The following is a 20,681-nucleotide window of genomic DNA, read 5'->3' as shown; positions in this document are numbered from 1 at the left end:
AAGCTAGCTGACTCTGGGCGCTAAACCTTCCAGGCTAAGACCTCTAGCCGACTTTAAGTGGGAATATTGCGCCAAAAACAACTCAGCGGTTGCCACGGCATCAAACATTGCATTGTGCTGAAAAGCAGCGGGTAAACCATAGCGGTCCCTACAAGATGCTAGCTGCAAAGGCGCACTTTGACCACTTCGCGCCAAGCGCCCTTGCTCTATCTGCATGGTATCGATATAAGAAAACAGCAATGGGCAAGCAAAGCAGTTGAATGCCGCACGTTGAATAAAGGCGATATCGAGTACAGCATGATGAAACACCAATACTGCACCTTCTGCATGCTTAGCTAACAAGCCCAAAGCCATCGACACACTCGAGGCACCGGCCAATCGCTGATCGCATAAGCCATGTATCTGAATGCTTTCTCCTACCGTTTGCTTGGAGTGCACCAGCAGATGTTTTCGTGTTGCGTAATCAATCCGGCCATTTTTTACACGCACCCAACCTAAGCTCAGCAATTCATTCGACTTCGGGTCCAAACCACTCATTTCACAATCGACTACCAGAAAGTCTTGATCTATCACCTTCGTCCCCCCCGACAAGGAAGGCTGGGCATAAAGCTCTGCGATCGGCGTTCGCTGTGCCTGGCGATACCAATTCCGTTTTTTTAACCAGTATTGAAGCTTATATAGAACCATGAGCAAACCGCATTTTTAACAAGCGCTGACTTTCAGCAACAACCGAAAACGCACTTTTAAGCTGATGCCTCAACAAAGGAGATAACTCATCCGGGTTTAAGTGGTTTGTCGCTGGCTGCGACAGCATCATTGCCCTACTCTGACTATCCAAACGCAAACGAGCAATAAACTCATGAGCATCTCTTAGGTTGCTCGCTTCGGAGGCAGAGAGTACTTTTGCACTTTCCAAAGCTTGTAGCCGGTTACTGGTATTTACCTCTTCAATTCCTTTCATCAAGCAGTACAAACGAACCAGGGCAACAATCGGCACGGTGCCCCGTAGTTTTAGATCCAATACCGGGTTGTGATTGCCATCTTTCTCTAGCACAAAGGTTTTGAAAAAGCCTAAAGGCGGTGAGGTCTGAAGCGCATTTTCTGACATACATGCCTGAAAGATGGTGTTCTTTTGAGCCTCCTCCAATACCAAGTTACTTAAAGACTTCGTCAGCTCACGCTTGCCAGCAACGTGGCGAATATCATAAAAAATACTGGCATGCATTAGCGCCTTGGGTTCAGGCTGACGGATCCAGCGAGTAAAGTACTGCTTCCAAACCTCTAAAGGCTGACGCCATTTATCAGTCTGCGCCATCACCTCTCCCGGGCAATATTTCAAACCTGATTTGTCCAGGCCTTCATTTACGAATTCAGCAAAGCGTTTAAAGTAATCTTCCATTTCCTGTGTTGCAGCATCATCGAGAATCATACCGTTATCTTGATCTGAGCCAAGCATCTGATCTTGTCTAGCCTGTGAGCCAAATACCACCCAGGCGTATTCGCATGGTTCATCTCCAAAAGTCTGTCGAGCAAGGACAATCAGCTGACGAGTTATGCTATCGGTGATCGAGGTAATGATCCGGCCAATCTCATCGGCTCTAACATTGGCGCGAATAAGCTTGCAGGTCAGTTCAGGCAACTGTTTACTGAGTGAATAAAGCGTATCCCGGTTACTGGCTCGGTTAATTGCCTGAATCATATAAACCGGTTCACTATTTTGAGCACGGATAAAGTCATTCAGCGTAATAATTCCAACCGGTTTCGCATTCTCGACAACGGGAAGATGATGGATATTCGCTGTCATCATAGACAGCTGTGTTTCATACACTGTTTGATCGGCTTTTATCGTTCTCAGGCTTGTACTCATTACTTCAGAAACCGGAAGCTGAGGGTCGATTCCTTTAGCTAAAACACGAGAGCGAAGGTCTCTGTCCGTCAATATCCCACACAATTCCCCCTCATCCAAAAGCAAGATAGAACTCACTTTTGCGTCGGACATCTGCAAGGCAGCTTCTTGAATACTGGTCTCTTTCGATGCACACAAAGGCGACTTAACCATCAACTCCGACACCAGCTGGTTGAGCCGGTAATCTCTATACGCCGTGGCGTCGTGACTCGCCTGTTCAGTGATCTGCAAAGACTTATCAGTCTCACGGGAGAAAAACAGCGCAAAGGTATCGTTCTCGGTCGACAGTCTGTCTATAAAGCTCTTTGGCAGGCAATAAACCAGGCTGTCTTCGAGGTAAGTTAATTGAGTTGTGGTGGCGTCAGGCCTTTGTTCACCGCCAACACCATAGATATCACCGCTACTTAAGCGGTCTAGAAATAGACCTTGAGCGTCTTTGAGCTCGACGCTGCCAGAACGTAGTAAGTAAAGTGTTTCATCAAGGCCTTGTTGTTGTATCTCGGTGCCTGCTTTCTCATAGCAAATAGATAACTTCTTCAGGCACAGCTCTAGCGCAGCATCCCCTAACGCACTAAAAGGCGGGCACTGTGATAGAAATTGTTTCTTATCATCTAGCTCCATAAACTTATGACCCTGTATTCAAACGGCGCAAGCCTCTACCAATCATCTCTGGGAAAAATCGTGTCATACTGGAAAAACGTTGTTTCTGTGCTGCCGTAAAATGTGGTCGAATTTGCTAACATCGCCACTCGTAATTCATTCTTATCATCAATTGGGCCTTGTAGTGAGATAGCCCACTGCTCTCCCGCATCATCTGATTTTTCTAACATTAGCGGCTGAGCATCTTTATTTTGTTCACTAACCAAAGCAACTTGTGCTCCCTGTAAAGGGTGATTTGATCGCGCTTTTAGAACTGGCTGACTACCGCCAGTTTGTACCAGCTGAAACTTAACTTCTAAATCCCCATTTCTAAAGGTACATTGCCCGCTCTGATAACGACAGTTAGACCTGGCCACCATGGCATAGCTTTCACCCTGTGCAGCGCTTTCAGGAATATCCGAAACAATATAGTCCGTCGCAAAATAGCTCACAATCGCGAGCAAGGGTGCAACCACCATCGCTGTCGTCATATGTTTGTTTTTAAACATTTTTATTCTCCATCTATCATCAAGTGAAGGAAAAAGGGGGAAGCCTAAACCGCAGACTTCCCAAAAAAATCTTAGCGCCGCAACACGACCAGCGCCAAGAGGCCACAATATCAATTCTCATTCACTAACTTAGTGCGCATGCGCTTCACCAGCGCCAGCCGGTACACGGATATGTTCAACCAAATCTTGAACATGCTGTGGAGGCTCAACCGTCAATTTCGACACAGCAAAGGCAACGGTAAAGTTAACCACGGCACCGATCGCACCAAAGGCGTTCGGCTCAATTCCCAAGAACCAGTTAGCTGGCATATCACCTAAGAAAGACGTACTAGCCACAAACATGATTCCCTTGTGCTGGAAGACGTAAAGCAGTGTCACACCAATCCCGGAAATCATACCCGCGATTGCACCTTCCTTGGTCACCTTCTTGCTAAAGATACCCATCATTAAGACCGGGAAGATCGAAGAGGCTGCCAAGCCAAAGGCTAAGGCGACGGTACCCGCGGCAAAGTCTGGCGGGTTAAAGCCGAGATAGCCTGCAAAGGCAATGGCTCCTGCCATGGCAACCCTACTCGCCATGAGTTCATTCTTTTCTGAAATGTCAGGCCTAAAGACACCCTTGAGTAAGTCATGTGATATTGCCGAGGCAATAGCCAGCAATAAGCCTGCAGCGGTCGAGAGTGCGGCAGCCAAACCACCCGCTGCAACTAAGGCAATAACCCAATTAGGCAACTGCGCGATTTCCGGATTAGCAAGAACCATAATGTCACGATCCACTTTCACCATTTCATTTGTTTCTTTGTTAGACGTGTATTGAACCTTGCCATCCCCATTCTTGTCTTCAAACTTCAACAAGCCTGTTGTTTCCCACTTTTTGAACCAATCAGGACGCTCGTCATAAACAAGGTGCTCGCCTTTAGCAGGTTCAATAGTATTCATTAGGTTCAAGCGTGCCATCGCTGCCACAGCAGGTGCAGTCGTATAGAGAATGGTAATGAAGACTAGCGCCCAACCAGCAGACGTTCGCGCATCCTTCACTTTAGGAACCGTAAAGAAGCGTATAATCACGTGAGGCAAGCCCGCCGTACCAATCATCAAAGACATGGTATAAACAAACATGTTCGTGGTACTGAGCCGAGCCTGTGTGGTGTATTCAGCAAAACCGAGTTCCGAGACGACTTGATCGAGTCGATCAAGCAAGAAGGTTTCACTACCCACCATAGTACTGCCCAATCCAAGCTGTGGAATCGGATTTCCGGTTAGGTGTAAAGAAATAAAGACAGCCGGAATCGTGTAAGCAAATATCAATACGCAATATTGAACAATCTGCGTATAGGTAATGCCCTTCATTCCGCCCATGACGGCGTAGAAAAAAACAATGCACATACCGGTTAACAAGCCTGTTCCGTAATCCACTTCAAGGAAGCGGGAGAAAGCGACACCGATACCTTTCATCTGGCCGATAACATAGGTTACCGAAGCTACGATCAAACAAACCACTGCGACAATACGAGCAGTTCTAGAGTAGAAACGGTCGCCAATAAACTCTGGTACGGTAAACTTACCAAACTTTCTTAGGTAAGGTGCCAAGCACATTGCCAGCAATACATAACCACCTGTCCAGCCCATTAAGAAGACCGAACCGCCATAGCCATAAAAAGCAATTAAACCCGCCATTGAGATAAACGAAGCGGCAGACATCCAGTCAGCAGCGGTTGCCATTCCATTTGCAACGGGGTGAACACCACCACCGGCCACATAGAATTCTTTGGTAGACCCGGCACGCGCCCAGATGGCTATGCCAATATACATAGCAAATGTAATACCCACCACGATATAAGTTAAGGTTTGCAGTTCCATATCAGCCTCCTATTCTTCTACGTTAAATTCGCGGTCAAGTGCCGCCATTTTTTTTGCGTAATAAAAGACCAACACAACAAAGCTATACATCGAGCCCTGTTGAGCAAACCAGAAGCCCAATTTATAGCCGCCAATTTGAATCTGATTCAGTACATCGACCAGTAGGATTCCGCATACAAACGATACGACAAACCAAATGCATAACAGCTTTAGCATGAGTTTGATATTGTATTGCCAGTACGCAGATGCTTGCTCATTATTATTTTCTTGCATGACACATCTCCGCTTAGTTGAACCTTACATTTAAGGCTAAAGTAGACTGTCGGAGAATCACGATCTTTCGGTAAACCGTTACCCGATCGCAATTCTCCGACAGCCTCCAGGTCTTCTTTTATTTCCAGAAGCCAAGGCCAATCTAGCAAGTAATTTAGGAGAAGGGACCAAGACTTTGGTCTAAGTTACGACTAAAGTAGTAGACCTTACTATATGAAAAATGCGATACAGCACTGGTTTTTATTCACCGATAGTCAGCAAGCTGTATATACATAGCGAATACTCCAGAAATAATAATTAAATGAAGAGGTCATCGTGTCAGCCAGCATAGTGTTTACTGCCATCATCGCTTATACCGCTCTGTTATTCTGGGTTGCAAGACAAGGCGACCAAACACGCTTCTCTGAAGACTCCTGGTCTCGCCATCCTTATGTCTATGCCTTGGCCTTGGGCGTGTACTGCACATCTTGGACTTTTTATGGTTTAGTCGGAACAGCTTCAACTTCTACCTGGGATTTCCTGCCAATTTTGCTTGGCCCGATACTGCTGTTTACACTAGGGTGGCCAATCTTGAATAAGATTTTTCTAATTTGTCGGCAAGAGCATATTCATAGTATTGCCGACTTTTTAGCCTCCCGTTACGGCAAGCGCCAAGGCATTGCTGCGACCACGACCCTGGTGATTTTACTGGCGACAGTACCGTATATTTCTTTACAGCTAAAAGCAGTTTCAGACACCTTGTCTTTGATCATCGATACCCATCAGGTCGGTAATCAGGATGTCACCCTGCTGATCGCCTTCAGCATGATAGGCTTTGCTTTGTTGTTCGGTTCCCGGCAGCTTGATGTCTCTGGCTATCATGCAGGTTTGGTTAGTGCTGTGGCCTTTGAGTCCCTGATCAAACTAGTGGCTTTATTTTTTGTCACGGGTTTTGCACTCTATTGGATGAGCGGCGTTTCACCAGAGCAAATTGAATTAAGTAAGCAAGACTTAAATACTATCGCGGTCAGTGACTCAATTGACCTGCGCTTTTTTGTTGAAATGTTTCTTTCGGCGTGCGCTATTTTTTGCCTGCCTAGAATGTTCCATATAGCCTTTGTCGAGTGCCAATCAGAAAATCACTTGCGCACCGCCAGGTATGTCTTTCCTATTTACCTGACACTCATCGGTTTGTGTATCTACTTTATCGCTCAGGCAGGAAACCTGATGTTTGCAGATGGGCAAGTCTCGGCAGATACCTATGTCATCTCAATCCCATTGGCTCAAGAGCAGCAAACACTTTCTTTAATTGCCTTTCTGGGTGGCTTTTCTGCGGCAACCGCAATGATCATCGTGGCAACCGTCACCTTAAGCCAAATGCTAAGCAACGACGTTATTCTACCAATCATTATGCGTCGTCAAAAAGGGGCGAATCGTTTTAAAGACTACACACAATCGCTTATTTTTGCGCGCCGATTGACTGTGGTTCTGGTCGTTATTTTTGCTTATCTCTATCAGGTCGTTTTTGCTGAAAATGCAGCCTTGACCAGTATCGGCCTGACAGCTTTTGCATTAGCTGTTCAACTGGCACCGGCTATTATTTTTGGGCTATATTGGACGCGAAGTAATGCCACGGGAATCTATGCCGGGCTGGCAGCAGGACTGATCACTTGGGCCTACACCTTAATGCTGCCGCTACTGGTTGATACCGGCATGGTATCAACAGATTTACTTTCGCAAGGCCCTCTGGGTGTAAAATGGTTGCGCCCGGAGTTTCTCTTTGGTTTAAGCTTTAGCGATGAATTCAGTCGAGGTGTGGTTCTAAGCTTACTCGCCAATATCCTCACCACTATCGTCGTTTCACGTCAAAACAGAACAACTTTATCAGACCGAATTCAAGCCCTGGCTTTTACTAACCAGTCCCAAAAACGTGCCTCGGAATACCAAAATTATGACGATATTAGCACCTTCGACCTGCGCTCACTTTTGGAACAGTTTGTTGGCAGCAGCATCACTAACAAACTCTTTGGTGAATACGACCATACCAGCGGTAATACAGCCGACGCTCGACTGATCAAAAAAGCCCAACAATCCTTATCTGGCATTGTTGGCGTTGCCTCCTCTCAGGCCATGATAGAAAGCCTAAGGAGTGGTCAGAAGCTGGCGGTAGAAGAAGTCGTTAATATCTTTGAAGAAACGACCCGAGCACTGCGTTTCAATCAGGATATTTTATTCGCGTCCTTCGATAATATTTCTTCGGGCATTAGCGTCGTCAACGGAGACCTCAATATGGTTGCCTGGAATCGTCGCTATGAAGAAATGTTTAACTATCCCCAAGGCATGCTGCAAATCGGAATTGCAGTTTCTGACTTGGTTCGCTTCAATGCTGAGCGCGGACTATTGGGGCCTGGGGCCATTGACGAGCATGTTCAACGACGTCTTAAACATTTGATGCAAGGAAAGCCTTATCGTGTTGTACGCAAGCATCATAACGGCCACGTTATCGAGATAAAGGGCAACCCTCTTCCCGATGGAGGCTATGTCACCACTTATGACGATATCACCGACTTTATGGCCGCTCAGGATGAACTCGAACAAAACAATCTTTACTTGGAGCAACGCGTGCAAAGCCGTACCGCTCAGATTGAATCTATCAATCAGGATTTACGTAAAGAGATTGAACTGAGAAAAGAAGTTGAAGAGCAATTGCTAAAGGCCAAAGCCGTGGCAGAAGAAGCGAATACCACTAAATCGCGCTTTCTGGCCCTAGCCAGCCATGATATTTTACAACCAATCAACGCCGCTCAGCTCTATGCCAATACCTTGCTAGATGTAAAAGAAGACCGTCGAGACATGAGCACTATCGTGCAAATTCGGGATGCGATTCTAAGCGCCGAAAGTATCATTTCCTCACTACTCGAAATAGCACGACTGGATACCGGCTCCCTGTCGCCACAACTCAGCCGATTCAAATTAGACGATATCCTTCAACCCCTGGTAAATGAATTTAAAGTATTGGTTAAGGACGAGGTTGAACTACATTTCGTACCCAGTTCACTGGTGGTAGAGTCCGATAAAAAATATCTGCGACGAATCCTGCAAAACTTCTTTTCTAATGCTGTTAAATATACCGAAAGCGGTAAGATCTTGGTCGGCTGCCGTCGCGAAGGTGAACGCGTGAGAGTATGCGTCTATGATACTGGCTCAGGCATCGCGGAAACCGACCAGGCGCGTATTTTTTCAGACTTCTATCGAGCCCCGACTCAAAAGAGTATTGCCGGTTTAGGCCTAGGGCTGGCTGTTGCAGAGCGTTTAGCAGAACTACTTCAACACCCCATTTCTCTCGATTCAAAACTAAGGAAGGGCAGCTGTTTCTCTATATCCTTACCTCAAAGCCACTTACCCAAAATCATCGAGGCTCCGCAAGAGATCGCTAATGAAAGCGATATCGAAGGTTTAAATGTCATTTATGTTGATGACCAACAGGAAAACCTTAAAGCTACCGAAGCACTGCTCAACAAATGGAACTGCAAGATGCTGTCTTACAACAGTGCCGAAAGTATTCTCGATGATAGTACCAAACACTTTGTACCTGACGTGCTACTCATGGACTACCAGCTGACGCATGATGAAGGCGAAGACAAGTATTCAAACGGTATCAAATTAGCGAATGAGCTATTAGAGATATGGGGGCAAGACGTTCCCGTCTGCATCATTTCAGCCGCCTCCGAACCAGAGTTGGCGAGTATAGCGAAAGGGCAAGGCTTCAACTTTTTAAGCAAACCGCTTAAACCCGCGAAGCTTAGAGCCTTATTGAGCCAGTTAGTGCGACGAAAAAAGCAAAGCTGATGAGTTAAGCTCAAGACAGCTCTTTTTGACGCGCTATCGCTTTCTTAATTTGCTTATTTCTTAGGTAGGCTGCTCGGAGTGTGGAGATCAAGCCACCAATAAGTACGATCACCAAGAGAGTTTTACCATCTTCGGTTTCTAAGCCGCCAACCATATAAATAGCTAATAGCGAGAATGTGACAAGAAATATAGTCACCTGAAGAGAGAATGGCATTTTATTCATTGCTTTGATGGCCCAAAGTATCAGTTTCACTTAAACGCTGAGCTACTTGCTCTATCGTTTCACAGCTCTCAAGTAGCTTGGTCACAGATGATAAGGGCGCTTCATAGAGCCCTTCGAGAAAAAACTCTCCCAAACCATATCGCTCAATTGCCAGTTTTTCAACTGGAGGCGTGAATTGAGCGTCGATTTCAGGGGTATTCCCACGTGCATCGATACGGTACCAACCATAGTCAGGCAGATGCACAGCGTTTAGTGCATGCAAACAAAAGCTAGGGGTGTCATCGAGACGTACACGTTGATAGCATATCGCAGTCGGAATTTGATTCGCTCTAAGTAAAGCAGCCAATAAGTGGCTTTTTGCGTAACAAAAACCTGTTCCGTGTTCAAGCACCTGAGAAGCTGAAACCGTCACCGGATTCAACCGGTAATCCCAACTGTGTTTTATTTCATCACGCACAAACCCAAAACACCTTTGGGCGATTACGTAGCAATCTTGCCTTCCTTGCGCTAACAAACTTGCCTGACGTTGCACGGCTTCGTGCCGCCAATCGATATAGGGGCAAGCCTGCAGATAAGCTTCCATTTCGTGACTACCTATTATTCTCTTCTGAGCGGAGAATTCTATAACATCAGCTACACCCTGCAAAAGGAAGCAAACCGCAAAATGGTAATATTCTATGAGGTAGCAATTTCTATTATTCGTGGGCAGAGGCCTCCGAGCCTCGCTAGCGGTTTAGCACGGTGGCAGATTCTAGCGAGGGGTGAAACCCTCTGTTTACGGGTATGATTAGAGTGTATTGATGAAGCTATCTATTCTGGCATTCACCTCATCTGCTTGCTCGGCAAATACCATATGACTGCCACCCGGTATAAGAGCCAGACTTGCATTAGCTAAAGCCTTCTTGAGGTAGTCAGCGTATTTGGGCGGGGTCATAATATCCTGATCACCCACTATGATTAAGCTAGGCAAGTCGATACTCGCTAGCTCGTTCATCAGATCAAAGCCATTGCATGCTTGCAAGTCTCTTAGTAAAACACCTGCTCCATTTTCCTGCATTGCGGCATTAATTTTACTGCGTAGCGGCTCATCAATTCTATGATTCATTGCCAGCACAGACTCGGGAATCCTGTCGTCCCCTTTAGCGAACAGGTCAGTAAGTTTATCTAATAAAGTTGGCAGAACTTTTAAACGAGCACCTGCACCGATTAGAACCATCCCTTTGAGCGAGCGGTGCCCTTGCGCTGCCAAAGCCAGTACCACGGCACTACCTAAGGAGTGCCCGACCAGTATGACATCGTCTAGCGTATCGAGATAAGTGCCAACAGACTGTACATAGTCTTCCATAGTTTTAAGCTTTGGGCCATTAGGATGTCCCGGTAAATCAACCGCTTCCGAGTGGCTGAAATGCACAAGCTGCTGCTCCCAAACCACACTATTCATACCCGAGCCATGTATAAAAACCAGCTTCATAGACTCACCTTTCTAAACAGCCGATGCCAAGTTACGACTAGAGGCTTCCGAGAACAAATAGCTTTGCATCGCTCTTAGTAACAAAGTTTGCGATAAGCTCACCTCACCCACTGTATTCAACATGGTTGATAGATCCTGCTCCGTCAATTTGTGTTCCTGACTATCGGAATATATCGCTTGGGTTACGACTTGTTTATGCTCATCAGTATTACGTTTAAGCTCCGTGTACATTTCTAACAAAACCACCTCATTGCGATGGTTAAATAAGTCACTCACCCCGGAATAAAAAGCCTCTACCTGAGCAATAATTTGTTGATAGGTATTATAAATAAAGAGGTTATCAGACTGTCTGAGATAGCTTAGATCATGACGAATATCTTTAACCTCCTTGGCGGCATAGGTGGCATTTCGAATTGCTTCCAATATCTGCTCAATACGCTCAGATTGATCTGTTTCAACGCGCCCTTTCTGCACACGATAAGCAAACTCTACGACCTCACCTTCTAGCTGTTTAATATCTTCATAGCCATCATCAAACTGATCCGTATCATTCAAATACCCTGCATTCTCCGGCTCTGAGCCAATCAATTTACTTTGTTTAATATTAAGGGTATTAATATTAAAACAGGCCAGATTTAACACCAATACACGGCTAAATAGATGAATTGACTCTGACTCCAGGGCCAAGAGGGATTCTTCCACTTCACCTTCTGGAATTGACTTGATATGGCAATTAATGGCACTGGTATCTTCTTTGAAGAGCCTTTCCAGCATGCGTGCAAATGCCCCCAAAAAGGGAATAAAGAGGCAAATACCAATTACATTAAAGGTACTGTGGAAGGCGACCAAACCAAGTAAAGGGTCTTCGACTTGGTAGACATCATTGATAATTTTCAACAGCAAAGGCAAACATAGGAGTGCCAATAAATCGGTGATCAGGTTGAAAAAGAAGTGCGCTGCTGCCACCTGCCTTTTAATTGGCGTTCCTTTTAAGGCACCGAGCATAACAGTGCCGGTGGTTCCTAGGTCTGCACCGATCACTAATGCCGCCGCTTGATCTAATCCAATTATTTGAGCATTAAGTGCACTCAAGGTGATCATCATTGTCGCGGAGCTGGATTGAATGATGGCCGTGAAGATAACGCCCACTAGAAAAAAAACAAAAATTCCATACTCTTTGAATATAGAGACATCGAAGCTTTGCGAAAAAGCCTCAATGCTATCTTTCATCAGCACCAAGCCCATCAGCAACAGCCCTAAGCCCATTAATAGGCGACTCATGTGACGGAGCTTTTTATCATCACCAAAGCTAACTAAACCTAAACACCCCAGACCCAGCATCGGTAGATAGAAAGCAGACAAACTGAGCTTAAAGCCCAAGGTTGCAACGATCCAGCCGGTAAACGTTGTTCCCAGATTAGACCCTAGAATGATCCCCAGCGCATTGCGCATATCGAGAATACCGGCCCCGACAAAGGCCAGCGTCATTAAGCCAACAACCGAACTGCTCTGCAGAATGGCTGTTGCGACCGTCCCACCTAGTATCGACTTTAAAGGATGAGTTGTATGCTTGCGCAGCATGACTTTCAAGGAACGACTGCTTAAAGCCTTCAAGGCCTTCTCTAGTTGATCAATACCAAATAGAAATACCCCGATTCCTGAAATAAACTCTAGTAACTGAAATTGCTCCATATCCAACCTTAATTATTGACCGAGACTATTTACTAATTCAGTTCAAATTCCTGACCAGGCTCCGGTACACAAGCTTTCAAACCCAACTGCTCTTTTATCTTCATACGCATTGAGTCAGAGGCACTACGCTCACCATGGGTAACGAACACTTGCTTGGGGGAGATCTTTGACGCACGCAACCAGTCAATAATTTCTTGATAGTCGCCGTGGGCAGACAGGCTACCACTATGATAAACCTCCGCTTTCACAGGGTAGTACTGGCCGTGTATTTTGACTTCAGCAGCACCACTGACCAGGGTATCACCTCGCGTTCCAGGTGCCTGAAATCCGATAAAAACGATACTGTGCTGATGATGCGGTAAGAGATTTTTTAAGTGGTGTAAAACTCTGCCACCACTTGCCATACCGCTGGCAGAGATGATTACTGAAGGATAAGAACTGCCATTAAGTGCGATAGACTCTTCAGCGGTGCGTACAAAATGAGTTCCATGGTCTATTTCAGCACACTGGCTGGCACTAAGCTTGTGCTCTTTATTGTGCCGACAATAGATCTCGGTCGCCGTAATCGCCATGGGGCTATTGAGAAATATGGGTAAGTCAGGTATTCGCCCCTGTTTCTTAAGCTCTTGAAGAATATGAAGATTAATTTGCGTACGGCCAACCGCAAAGGAAGGCATCAAGACAATGCCACCGCGCTTACTGGTTTTATTGATGATTTCTTCAAAGAATGCAAAGGCATCGATATCTTCATGTAGTCGATCACCATAAGTCGACTCTACCACCAAGTAATCTGTTTCACTTAGCTTTTGAGGCGCTTTCATTACCAAGTCATCAGAGCGACCAACGTCTCCACTAAAGGTTATGCTTCTTCCCAAGGCGCTAAGTCGAATAGAGGCGGCACCCAGGATATGCCCAACCGGCTTGAATTCAACCTTCACCCCTTTAAGGATCTCTATTTCCTTATTCATCGAGACAGGTTCAAATAATTCCAGCGATGCGTTCGCATCCTCTTCCGTATAAAGAGGCAACGCAGGAGAGTGCTTAGAGAATCTTTTTCGATTTGCGTAGCGAGCATCTTCTTCCTGAAGGAAACCGGCGTCAGGTAGAAGCACACCACACAGGTCTAAGGTACCACTACTACAATAGATTACACCCTTGAATCCGGCCTTCTTAAGAGCAGGAATATAACCACTATGATCTACATGCCCATGAGTCAGTAAGATAACGTCGAGACTTGAGGCATCGATCGGAAACGGTTGCCAGTTCTTGTCTCGTAGGTTTTTTACCCCTTGAAACATACCGCAGTCAACCAGGACTTTCTTGTCGTTTATAGTCAGAAGGTATTTGGAACCTGTAACTGTACCAGCACCACCGATAAATTTTATTTTTAACATGCTCTTATCCTTAGACTCGTTATTCCAAGCATACAAAATCAAGGCCTAAAATGTATATATGTTTTGAGGAAGCCATCACTCAGTTAAGCTAGGCAAGGAGTTCCACTCCTCACATGAACCTTCCCCGAACCTCACGGCCAGTTAACAGTAGAAGACTCTGGCTACAATAATATAGTGTTAAAACGCTCCATGAACCGACCGATATCAAGTCACGACATCAATTATTGACGCCCATGAATAATTTCATGTTATTTTATGAATATTCGTATAAGAAAAATCAGGTAACGCAATGAGCCGCACCAGTGAGCCCAACAAAACTGCCCAACAGGAACTTAACTTCCTGCAATTAAAACGAATGCATATCGACACGCATCAAGAGCCTGTCATTTATATGCATAAAAATTGCCACGTCTGTCGCTCTGAGGGATTTTATGCCCAAAGTCGTGTGCGTATCACCACTGAAAAGAACAGCATTATTGCAACAGTAAATATGGTGACTAATGGAGACTTGTCTCGTCAGGAGGTTGGCCTGTCCGAGTCGGCATGGAAATTACTGAGTGCCGATGAAGGCGAACGGGCTTACTTTTCCCATGCAAAACCGGCCGATTCGATGAGCGCAGTTAGCGGCAAAGTCTACGGTAATAGTTTTAACGACTACTCTAGCAAGCATATTATTCACGATATCACGAGAGGCTACTATTCTGACATTCAGCTAGCCGCCTTTGTCACCGCTTGTGCAGGAAACCGACTCAATACCGACGAAATTATTTCCCTTACCAAGGCCATGGTCGATGCAGGTAGTCAACTCGAGTGGGGCAGTGAAAAGGTGATGGATAAGCACTGTGTTGGAGGCTTACCTGGCAATAGAACGACACCCATCGTCGTCGCTATTGTAAGTGCTGCCGGTTTGATCATGCCGAAAACTTCCTCACGCGGTATTACCTCACCTGCCGGTACCGCCGACACCATGGAAACTCTTGCTCCCGTGACCTTGAGCATTGAGCAAATGAGATCAGTAGTTGAACAAGAAGGCGGCTGTATTGCCTGGGGAGGCTCAGTTAGCCTTAGCCCGGCAGATGATATTCTGATTCGTGTCGAACGTGCACTCGACCTTGATAGCGAAGGCCAATTGGTCGCATCGGTGATATCCAAAAAAGTGGCTGCCGGGTCAACACATGCCTTAATCGATTTGCCGGTTGGCATTACCGCCAAAGTTCGCGATATGGACTACGCGACAAAACTATCGACACAGCTAGAACGAAGCAGTGAAGCCTTAGGATTAAAAATATCCTGCCTAATGACAGATGGCCAACAACCCGTGGGTTTCGGCATCGGCCCTGCCTTGGAAGCGCAAGATATTTTAACCGTACTACAAAATAGCCCGCTAGCACCTCAAGACCTAAGACAGAGAGCACTACTGATTGCTGCAAAGATTTTGGAAATGGGCGATGCGGCAGAGCCGAATCACTGCCTTGATAGGGCCACAGAAATTCTGGATTCAGGCAAAGCCTGGACAAAATTCCAAGCTATATGTGAGGCGCAGGGAGGTATGAGGGAACCACCCAAGGCCCCCTATCGTCATGAGGTATTCTCGGATAAACAGGGTATAGTTTGTTACATCAATAACCGCTTTATCAGTAAACTGGCTAAACTCGCTGGCGCGCCCTCTGCAGCTGCCGCCGGTATACTCTTTAAGACCCATTTAGGGGATATAGTCGATATTGGTACACCACTTTTTGAACTGCACGCAGAAACAAAAGGTGAACTTGAATATGCGATCGACTTTCTAAGCGCTCACCCTGATGCTATTCGAATTGAGGAAGAAACTCTATGAAACCTTTAATTTTTGACCTCTACGCTGCACCTGAGCTATTCGCTGCGCTATCTACGGAGTTAAATGCAGAACCTGCCAAGTTGGAACACCGCCAGTTCCCTGATGGTGAAACTTACATGAGAGTACATAGCGATTACCAGCAGCGTGAAGCCATTATAGTCTCGAATATGCACCAGCCAAATTCAAAGTTTCTACCCTTGGTTTATCTTTGCGAAACCTTACGCGAGCTTGGAATAGCCAGTACTACCTTAGTCTGTCCTTATCTTCCCTATATGCGTCAGGATATTAAGTTTCACGAAGGAGAGGCTCTGACTTCACGCTATTACGCTAAGTTGTTAAATCAGTATTTAGATCGCTTAATCACCATCGACCCTCACCTGCATCGCTACCATTCACTGGGTGAAATTTACACAATGGAAACACACACTCTGCAAGCTAACCCTTTAATAGCCTCATGGGTTAAAGAAAATATTGAGACCCCCTTGGTGGTTGGCCCTGACAGTGAAAGTGAGCAATGGGCTGCGGCGGCAGCAGACATGATTGGCTGCCCCTACTTAATTCTAGAAAAACAACGTTTCGGCGATAAGAACGTAGAAGTTTCGAGCCCAAATGCTCAAGACTTTGCACAAAGAACCCCCGTACTTATTGACGATATTATCTCGACAGGTCGGACCATGATTCGTACTGCCGAAGCGCTTGTAGCCGAAGGTTTACAAGAGCCTATATGCATTGGTGTGCACGCACTTTTCTCTGAAGATGCATACTGTGAAATGTCTAAAGCACCGATCAAAGACATACTAACTTGTAACACCGTCCCCCACTCAACAAACACTATAGATATTGCCAGTATTATTGCAGAAGTCTTGAAGTAATAAAGCCAAATGTTAACTCACTTGAAACATTGACTATAAGATTTACAAAGCCACATTTTTATCATACGAAGCTTGCGCACAACTTAGACGAATAATCACTTTATAGTGCTTGAAAAACTGGCATCAAAATCATCACCGCTATTATCTAAGTGATTTCACAAAATTTTGCAGAGATCTTGTAAATTCGTGGACCTGCCCACACCTTCTAGCTGTACAGTTTTTGATCGCACCGATAAAATATCGCTAACACTTTGTAACAGTAAGAGGTCGTTACCGTGCACGATGGATCAAACTTTAAAGAAGCGGAGTCTTCTCACTTAGGTAATCAGGACTCTCGTATCGTCCCGATCGATTTTGATAAACTAAGATACTTAGCTTCGAACAAGCCAGAAGCATTTGAGCGTTACCGTGAAGAGCTCTATCAACAAGCAATCGAGCAAGCACCTATTGAACTTCAGCGCCGTTTGAAAGGAGTGCAGTTCAGGATAAATATGGCCAGGCAAGGTGCCAGAAGCCCATTATCGTCCTGTATGAGACTTTCAGAAATGATGCATGATTCGTTTGTGGAACTACAACTGGCATTGGCAAACCCACGAAAGTATTTACAGGAGCAAAGCAGCAAGCCTGCGGAAAGTGCGGAGATTGTTGAGTTGTTTCCCAAGTAGAGCCTGCCCCGTGCTACCCCGTCAGCGAGCCGTGGAAGGCTCTGCCTACAAGAACAAAAAAGGGGAACCGCTATGGCTCCCCTTTTTTAATTTCTTTGCTGGTTTATAGCAATTCTTCCAACTTAGCCATTACCTTATCAGCAAACTCTGTTGTGCTTAGAATCTCGATGCCCTGACCAGGCTTAGACAAGTCACTTGTAGAGAAGCCTGCTTCGAAGACGCTCTGCATAGCAGTCCAAACCGCTTTCGCTTCTTCTTCCAAACCAAAACTCATGTCCAGCATCAATGCAACAGAACCAATCATTGAGTATGGGTTAGCTTTGTTTTGGCCAGCAATATCTGGTGCAGAACCGTGAGAAGGTTCGTAGTATGCTTTCTCAGGCCCCATACATGCTGATGGCATTAGACCTAGAGAACCAAGAATACCGCCACCCTGGTCACTCAAGATATCACCGAACATGTTTTCCATGACCATGACATCAAACTGACCTGGGTTCAAACATAGGTGAGTCGCAGCTGCATCAACCAACATGTGAATGACTTCTACTTCAGGGTAATCTTTAGCAACTTCTTCAAGCACTTCGTTCCAAAGTACAGAAGAGATCAATACATTACTCTTGTGAATATTGTGAAGAACTTTCTTACGCTTCATAGATTCTTTAAAAGCAACTTCCAAAATCTGTCGGATCTGGCTTTCATCGTAATCCAAGGTTTCTTTTACATAGCGAAGGCCATCTTCAGTCTTACCACTTTCTTTTCCACCGAAGTAAAGACCACCGATCAATTCACGAATCAACATGATGTCGATACCATTGCCCACTACTTCTTTTTTAAGTGGTGAGAAATGAGCCATACCTGCTGGCAAAGAAATCGGGCGAAAGTTTGCATAGGTATTCAAACGACGACGCATTGGTAATAAAGCACCACGCTCAGGACGCTCTTCTACAGGAATCTTCTCAGACTCTTCATGGCTCAAGCCGATTGGGCCTTTAAGAATTGCATCCGCTGTATCACATAGATCAATCGTTTCCTGAGGGAAAGACTTACCATGTGAGAAGTAAGCACTGGCTCCGAATGGGCCGTCGATGCAATCAAAAACAACATCACGTTTTTCTTCAATTAGCTTTAATACACGCAAAGCCTGCTCTGTAATTTCTGGGCCAATGCCGTCACCTGCGAGAACCGCAATCTTGTATGTTTGAGTCATTATTTTTTCCTAGCGAAATAATACGTCGATATAAATGTGGGCGTATTGTAAAGATAGCGCCCCCTATCTGGCAAATAAATTGATTTATAAAGAAGACGATATGGCCATTCAAATAGCGCATATCGCCCATAATAGGTTGACGGGCGCGTCACCATTATGTAACTTGCTTACCCCTTAGATTAAAGTGTTAACAGAGCATTAGGCCAATCGCCTCGGTGTCGGGATACAAACTTCTGTTAACATGCTGTATGTAAACTAATTTGTTTTGAGATTTTGTGGCAATGGCGTACGAAAATATACTTTATGAAGTAATTGGTCCTCTGGGATTAATCACCCTTAACAGACCAACAAAGCATAACGCGGTGTCGTTAGCGACGCTGGATGACCTTCATAACGCTTTTGCTGAAGCTGAAGCCGACCCTCAGGTTCGCGTTATCGGTTTAACCGGTGCGGGCGAGAAAGCCTTTGCTTCAGGTTCAGACCTTAACGAAGTAGAACACCGAGATATTAAGAAAGCACTTGAACCGATTGTTCAAGGTTTTGCTGAACGCTGTGAGCGTAGTGAGAAAGTATCTATCGCCGCCATCAATGGTATCTGTATGGGCGGTGGCTTGGAGCTGGCACTGGGTTGCGATATTCGTATCGGTACGACTAACTCCAAATATGCAACACCTGAAGGCAAGCTAGGTATTATTCCTGGTGGTGGTGCAACTCAGCGTTTACCACGTATTGTTGGTAAAGCTTGGGGCATGGAAATGTTATTAATGGGTGAAACCATTGATTCTGACCGCGCTTATCAAATAGGCTTAATTACCCGTTTGCTTGAGCCAGAAGATCTTATGCCGACGCTACATAAAATGGCAGGTCAAATTGCCGCGTTTGCGCCACTCGTTCCTCAGTTTATGAAGTCGATGGTCAACTATGGCCTTGAGGCAGGACAACACTCTGGCTTGGCTATGGAAAAGTTTGCTCAAGCAGCCTTGATCGAAACAGCCGACAAAAAAGAAGGCTTACGTGCCTTCCTTGAAAAACGTCCGCCAAACTGGTCTGGCCGTTAATTTCAATCATAAATTACTAGAAGGCTTTGAAGCACTGTTTCAAAGCCTTTTTTGTTTCAAGCTCAAGCAAGTGATACGTAAATGGAGAAGTTCATGGGGAAAACAGCATGGGTTGCTGGCGCAAACGGACTAATCGGTAGTCATTTGGTTTCTTTGCTCAATCAACATCCCGCTTATGAACGTGTTGTTGCTTTCGTCCGCTCACCTTCAAGTGCCTCTTGGGCCAAGCTGCCTAAGGTTGAACAATGGCCAGTCAACTACCGTGAGCTCAGCGCTCCCGAACCCAAAAAAGTAGACGATATATTTTGCGCCCTGGGTTCTACTACTCGTAAAACGCCAAATAAAGAAGCTTACTACGAAATAGATGTCACCTTTCCTTTGAATGTTGCACGGCTAGGTCTTCAGAACGGCGCTCGCTATTATGGCCTTGTCTCTGCGCATGGTGCCAAGGTGAAAGCGTTCTCCTACTATATGCAAATGAAAGGCGAACTGGAACATCAGCTACTTGAGCTCAATTATCCTCATATAGCACTTGCTAGGCCTAGCCTATTACTCGGCGACAGAGGTGAATTTCGTCCAGCTGAAAAGCTAGGTGAAGTATTTATGGGCATACTCCCTGGCAATTTAAAAGCGATTCAAGCTCACGATGTTGCCGCTGCACTGATTCTTGAGGCAAATCGTTCTAAGCGGGGCACACAAGTGCTTAACTCAGCAATGATGCAAGGCGCGATAAAACAGCTAGAAAAGTAAACACCATGGCAAAGAACCCTGAAATCAGTACAGAGCAAATTCAAACTGAAATCGCTGAACTCAACGAGCAAATTCAGACACTCCAATTAGCAACACTTGGAAAAGATAAAGAGCCGTGCATCAGCTATACCCCCTTTCTGAAAACGGGCTCAGCTTACTACATTTTTATCAGTCAGCTTGCGACACACACGCACAATTTACTTGCTCACCCCAGTCTCTCTATTTTGATCATTGAAGATGAAGACAAGAGCAAAAACGTTTTTGCCCGCAAGCGACTAAACCTTAAGTGCAAAGCAGAAGAACTCAAGCAAGAAGACCCTGAATGGAACAATATTCTTGATGGCTTTGAAAAACGTCATGGAAATACAGTGAAGCTGCTTCGCTCTCTACCCGACTTTCATCTATTCAGACTAACTGCGGTTTCAGGTACTTATGTGAAAGGCTTTGGACAGGCTTTTGAGCTGACTGGAGACGATATTAAGCATATCAAAGCTTAAGCA

At 45.5% G+C, this 20,681-nt stretch carries 18 protein-coding genes; 7 read left to right on the top strand and 11 right to left on the bottom strand.

Annotated elements, in window-relative coordinates; all coding sequences use genetic code 11:
- Positions 1-3 precede the first annotated feature (3 nt).
- The 5 genes from A3729_RS02010 to A3729_RS01990 all read right to left on the bottom strand — a co-directional run bounded on the left by A3729_RS02010 (position 4) and on the right by A3729_RS01990 (position 5,187).
- Positions 4-687 (bottom strand): 3'-5' exonuclease, encoded by a 684-nt coding sequence (locus tag A3729_RS02010; protein WP_068516611.1) that lies wholly within the window; start codon positions 685-687, stop codon positions 4-6.
- Positions 674-2,527, bottom strand: coding sequence for a DUF294 nucleotidyltransferase-like domain-containing protein (locus tag A3729_RS02005; RefSeq protein ID WP_068633044.1), 1,854 nt, complete (start codon positions 2,525-2,527; stop codon positions 674-676). The genes A3729_RS02010 and A3729_RS02005 overlap by 14 nt, the downstream gene beginning before the upstream one ends.
- A gap of 35 nt (positions 2,528-2,562) precedes the next feature.
- A complete protein-coding gene (locus A3729_RS02000; RefSeq protein ID WP_068552976.1) occupies positions 2,563-3,054 on the bottom strand; it encodes a hypothetical protein in 492 nt (163 codons plus the stop codon).
- 129 nt (positions 3,055-3,183) lie between these two features.
- Positions 3,184-4,914, bottom strand: a complete 1,731-nt coding sequence (locus A3729_RS01995) for a sodium:solute symporter family protein (RefSeq protein ID WP_068552975.1) — start codon at positions 4,912-4,914, stop codon at positions 3,184-3,186.
- Between the two features lie 9 nt (positions 4,915-4,923).
- Positions 4,924-5,187, bottom strand: coding sequence for a DUF4212 domain-containing protein (locus A3729_RS01990; RefSeq protein ID WP_068516597.1), 264 nt, complete (start codon positions 5,185-5,187; stop codon positions 4,924-4,926).
- 315 nt (positions 5,188-5,502) lie between these two features.
- Between A3729_RS01990 and A3729_RS01985 the strand changes: the two genes are divergently transcribed.
- A complete protein-coding gene (locus A3729_RS01985; RefSeq protein WP_068633043.1) occupies positions 5,503-9,015 on the top strand; it encodes a PAS domain-containing hybrid sensor histidine kinase/response regulator in 3,513 nt (1,170 codons plus the stop codon).
- Positions 9,016-9,025: 10 nt separating this feature from the next.
- Here the strand turns inward: A3729_RS01985 and A3729_RS01980 are convergent, their stop codons facing one another.
- The 5 genes from A3729_RS01980 to A3729_RS01960 form a co-directional block, all read right to left on the bottom strand.
- Positions 9,026-9,238, bottom strand: a complete 213-nt coding sequence (locus A3729_RS01980; protein WP_156490258.1) for a hypothetical protein — start codon at positions 9,236-9,238, stop codon at positions 9,026-9,028.
- Positions 9,231-9,821, bottom strand: a complete 591-nt coding sequence (locus A3729_RS01975) for a transglutaminase family protein (RefSeq protein WP_068516587.1) — start codon at positions 9,819-9,821, stop codon at positions 9,231-9,233. Before A3729_RS01975 ends, A3729_RS01980 begins: the two co-directional genes overlap by 8 nt.
- Positions 9,822-10,025: 204 nt before the next feature.
- The gene (locus tag A3729_RS01970; RefSeq protein WP_068516584.1) at positions 10,026-10,709 is read right to left on the bottom strand and encodes an alpha/beta fold hydrolase; all 684 of its coding nucleotides are present in this window, start codon (positions 10,707-10,709) and stop codon (positions 10,026-10,028) included.
- A 12-nt stretch (positions 10,710-10,721) separates the two neighbouring features.
- Positions 10,722-12,401, bottom strand: coding sequence for a Na/Pi cotransporter family protein (locus A3729_RS01965; RefSeq protein WP_068516580.1), 1,680 nt, complete (start codon positions 12,399-12,401; stop codon positions 10,722-10,724).
- Positions 12,402-12,433: 32 nt separating this feature from the next.
- A complete protein-coding gene (locus tag A3729_RS01960) occupies positions 12,434-13,795 on the bottom strand; it encodes an MBL fold metallo-hydrolase RNA specificity domain-containing protein (protein ID WP_068552972.1) in 1,362 nt (453 codons plus the stop codon).
- Positions 13,796-14,084: 289 nt separating this feature from the next.
- Here A3729_RS01960 and A3729_RS01955 point away from each other — a divergent pair, with 289 nt between their 5' ends.
- The 3 genes from A3729_RS01955 to A3729_RS01945 all read left to right on the top strand — a co-directional run bounded on the left by A3729_RS01955 (position 14,085) and on the right by A3729_RS01945 (position 17,166).
- The gene (locus tag A3729_RS01955; protein ID WP_068633042.1) at positions 14,085-15,629 is read left to right on the top strand and encodes a thymidine phosphorylase family protein; all 1,545 of its coding nucleotides are present in this window, start codon (positions 14,085-14,087) and stop codon (positions 15,627-15,629) included.
- Positions 15,626-16,501, top strand: coding sequence for a ribose-phosphate pyrophosphokinase (locus tag A3729_RS01950; protein ID WP_068510368.1), 876 nt, complete (start codon positions 15,626-15,628; stop codon positions 16,499-16,501). The genes A3729_RS01955 and A3729_RS01950 overlap by 4 nt, the downstream gene beginning before the upstream one ends.
- A gap of 275 nt (positions 16,502-16,776) precedes the next feature.
- The gene (locus tag A3729_RS01945; RefSeq protein ID WP_068510366.1) at positions 16,777-17,166 is read left to right on the top strand and encodes a DUF3135 domain-containing protein; all 390 of its coding nucleotides are present in this window, start codon (positions 16,777-16,779) and stop codon (positions 17,164-17,166) included.
- A 103-nt stretch (positions 17,167-17,269) separates the two neighbouring features.
- Here A3729_RS01945 and leuB read toward each other — a convergent pair whose 3' ends face one another.
- Positions 17,270-18,373: a 3-isopropylmalate dehydrogenase gene (gene leuB, locus A3729_RS01940; RefSeq protein WP_068510364.1), complete on the bottom strand. Its 1,104-nt coding sequence runs from the start codon at positions 18,371-18,373 to the stop codon at positions 17,270-17,272.
- 281 nt (positions 18,374-18,654) lie between these two features.
- On the opposite strand from leuB, the gene A3729_RS01935 reads away from it, so the two are divergent.
- From A3729_RS01935 to A3729_RS01925, 3 genes are all read left to right on the top strand, one after another.
- Positions 18,655-19,431: an enoyl-CoA hydratase/isomerase family protein gene (locus tag A3729_RS01935; protein WP_068510362.1), complete on the top strand. Its 777-nt coding sequence runs from the start codon at positions 18,655-18,657 to the stop codon at positions 19,429-19,431.
- 93 nt (positions 19,432-19,524) lie between these two features.
- Complete coding sequence (locus tag A3729_RS01930; protein ID WP_068510361.1) at positions 19,525-20,181, top strand: NAD-dependent epimerase/dehydratase family protein; 657 nt, start codon at positions 19,525-19,527, stop codon at positions 20,179-20,181.
- Positions 20,182-20,186: 5 nt separating this feature from the next.
- Entirely contained in the window at positions 20,187-20,678 is a 492-nt protein-coding gene (locus tag A3729_RS01925) for a HugZ family protein (RefSeq protein ID WP_068510560.1), read from the top strand.
- The last annotated feature ends 3 nt before the right edge of the window (positions 20,679-20,681 follow it).

This window comes from Oleiphilus sp. HI0043 (assembly GCF_001634935.1).
Note: the sequence above shows the minus strand (reverse complement) of the source record. Positions and strands in the feature narration are given on the sequence as shown.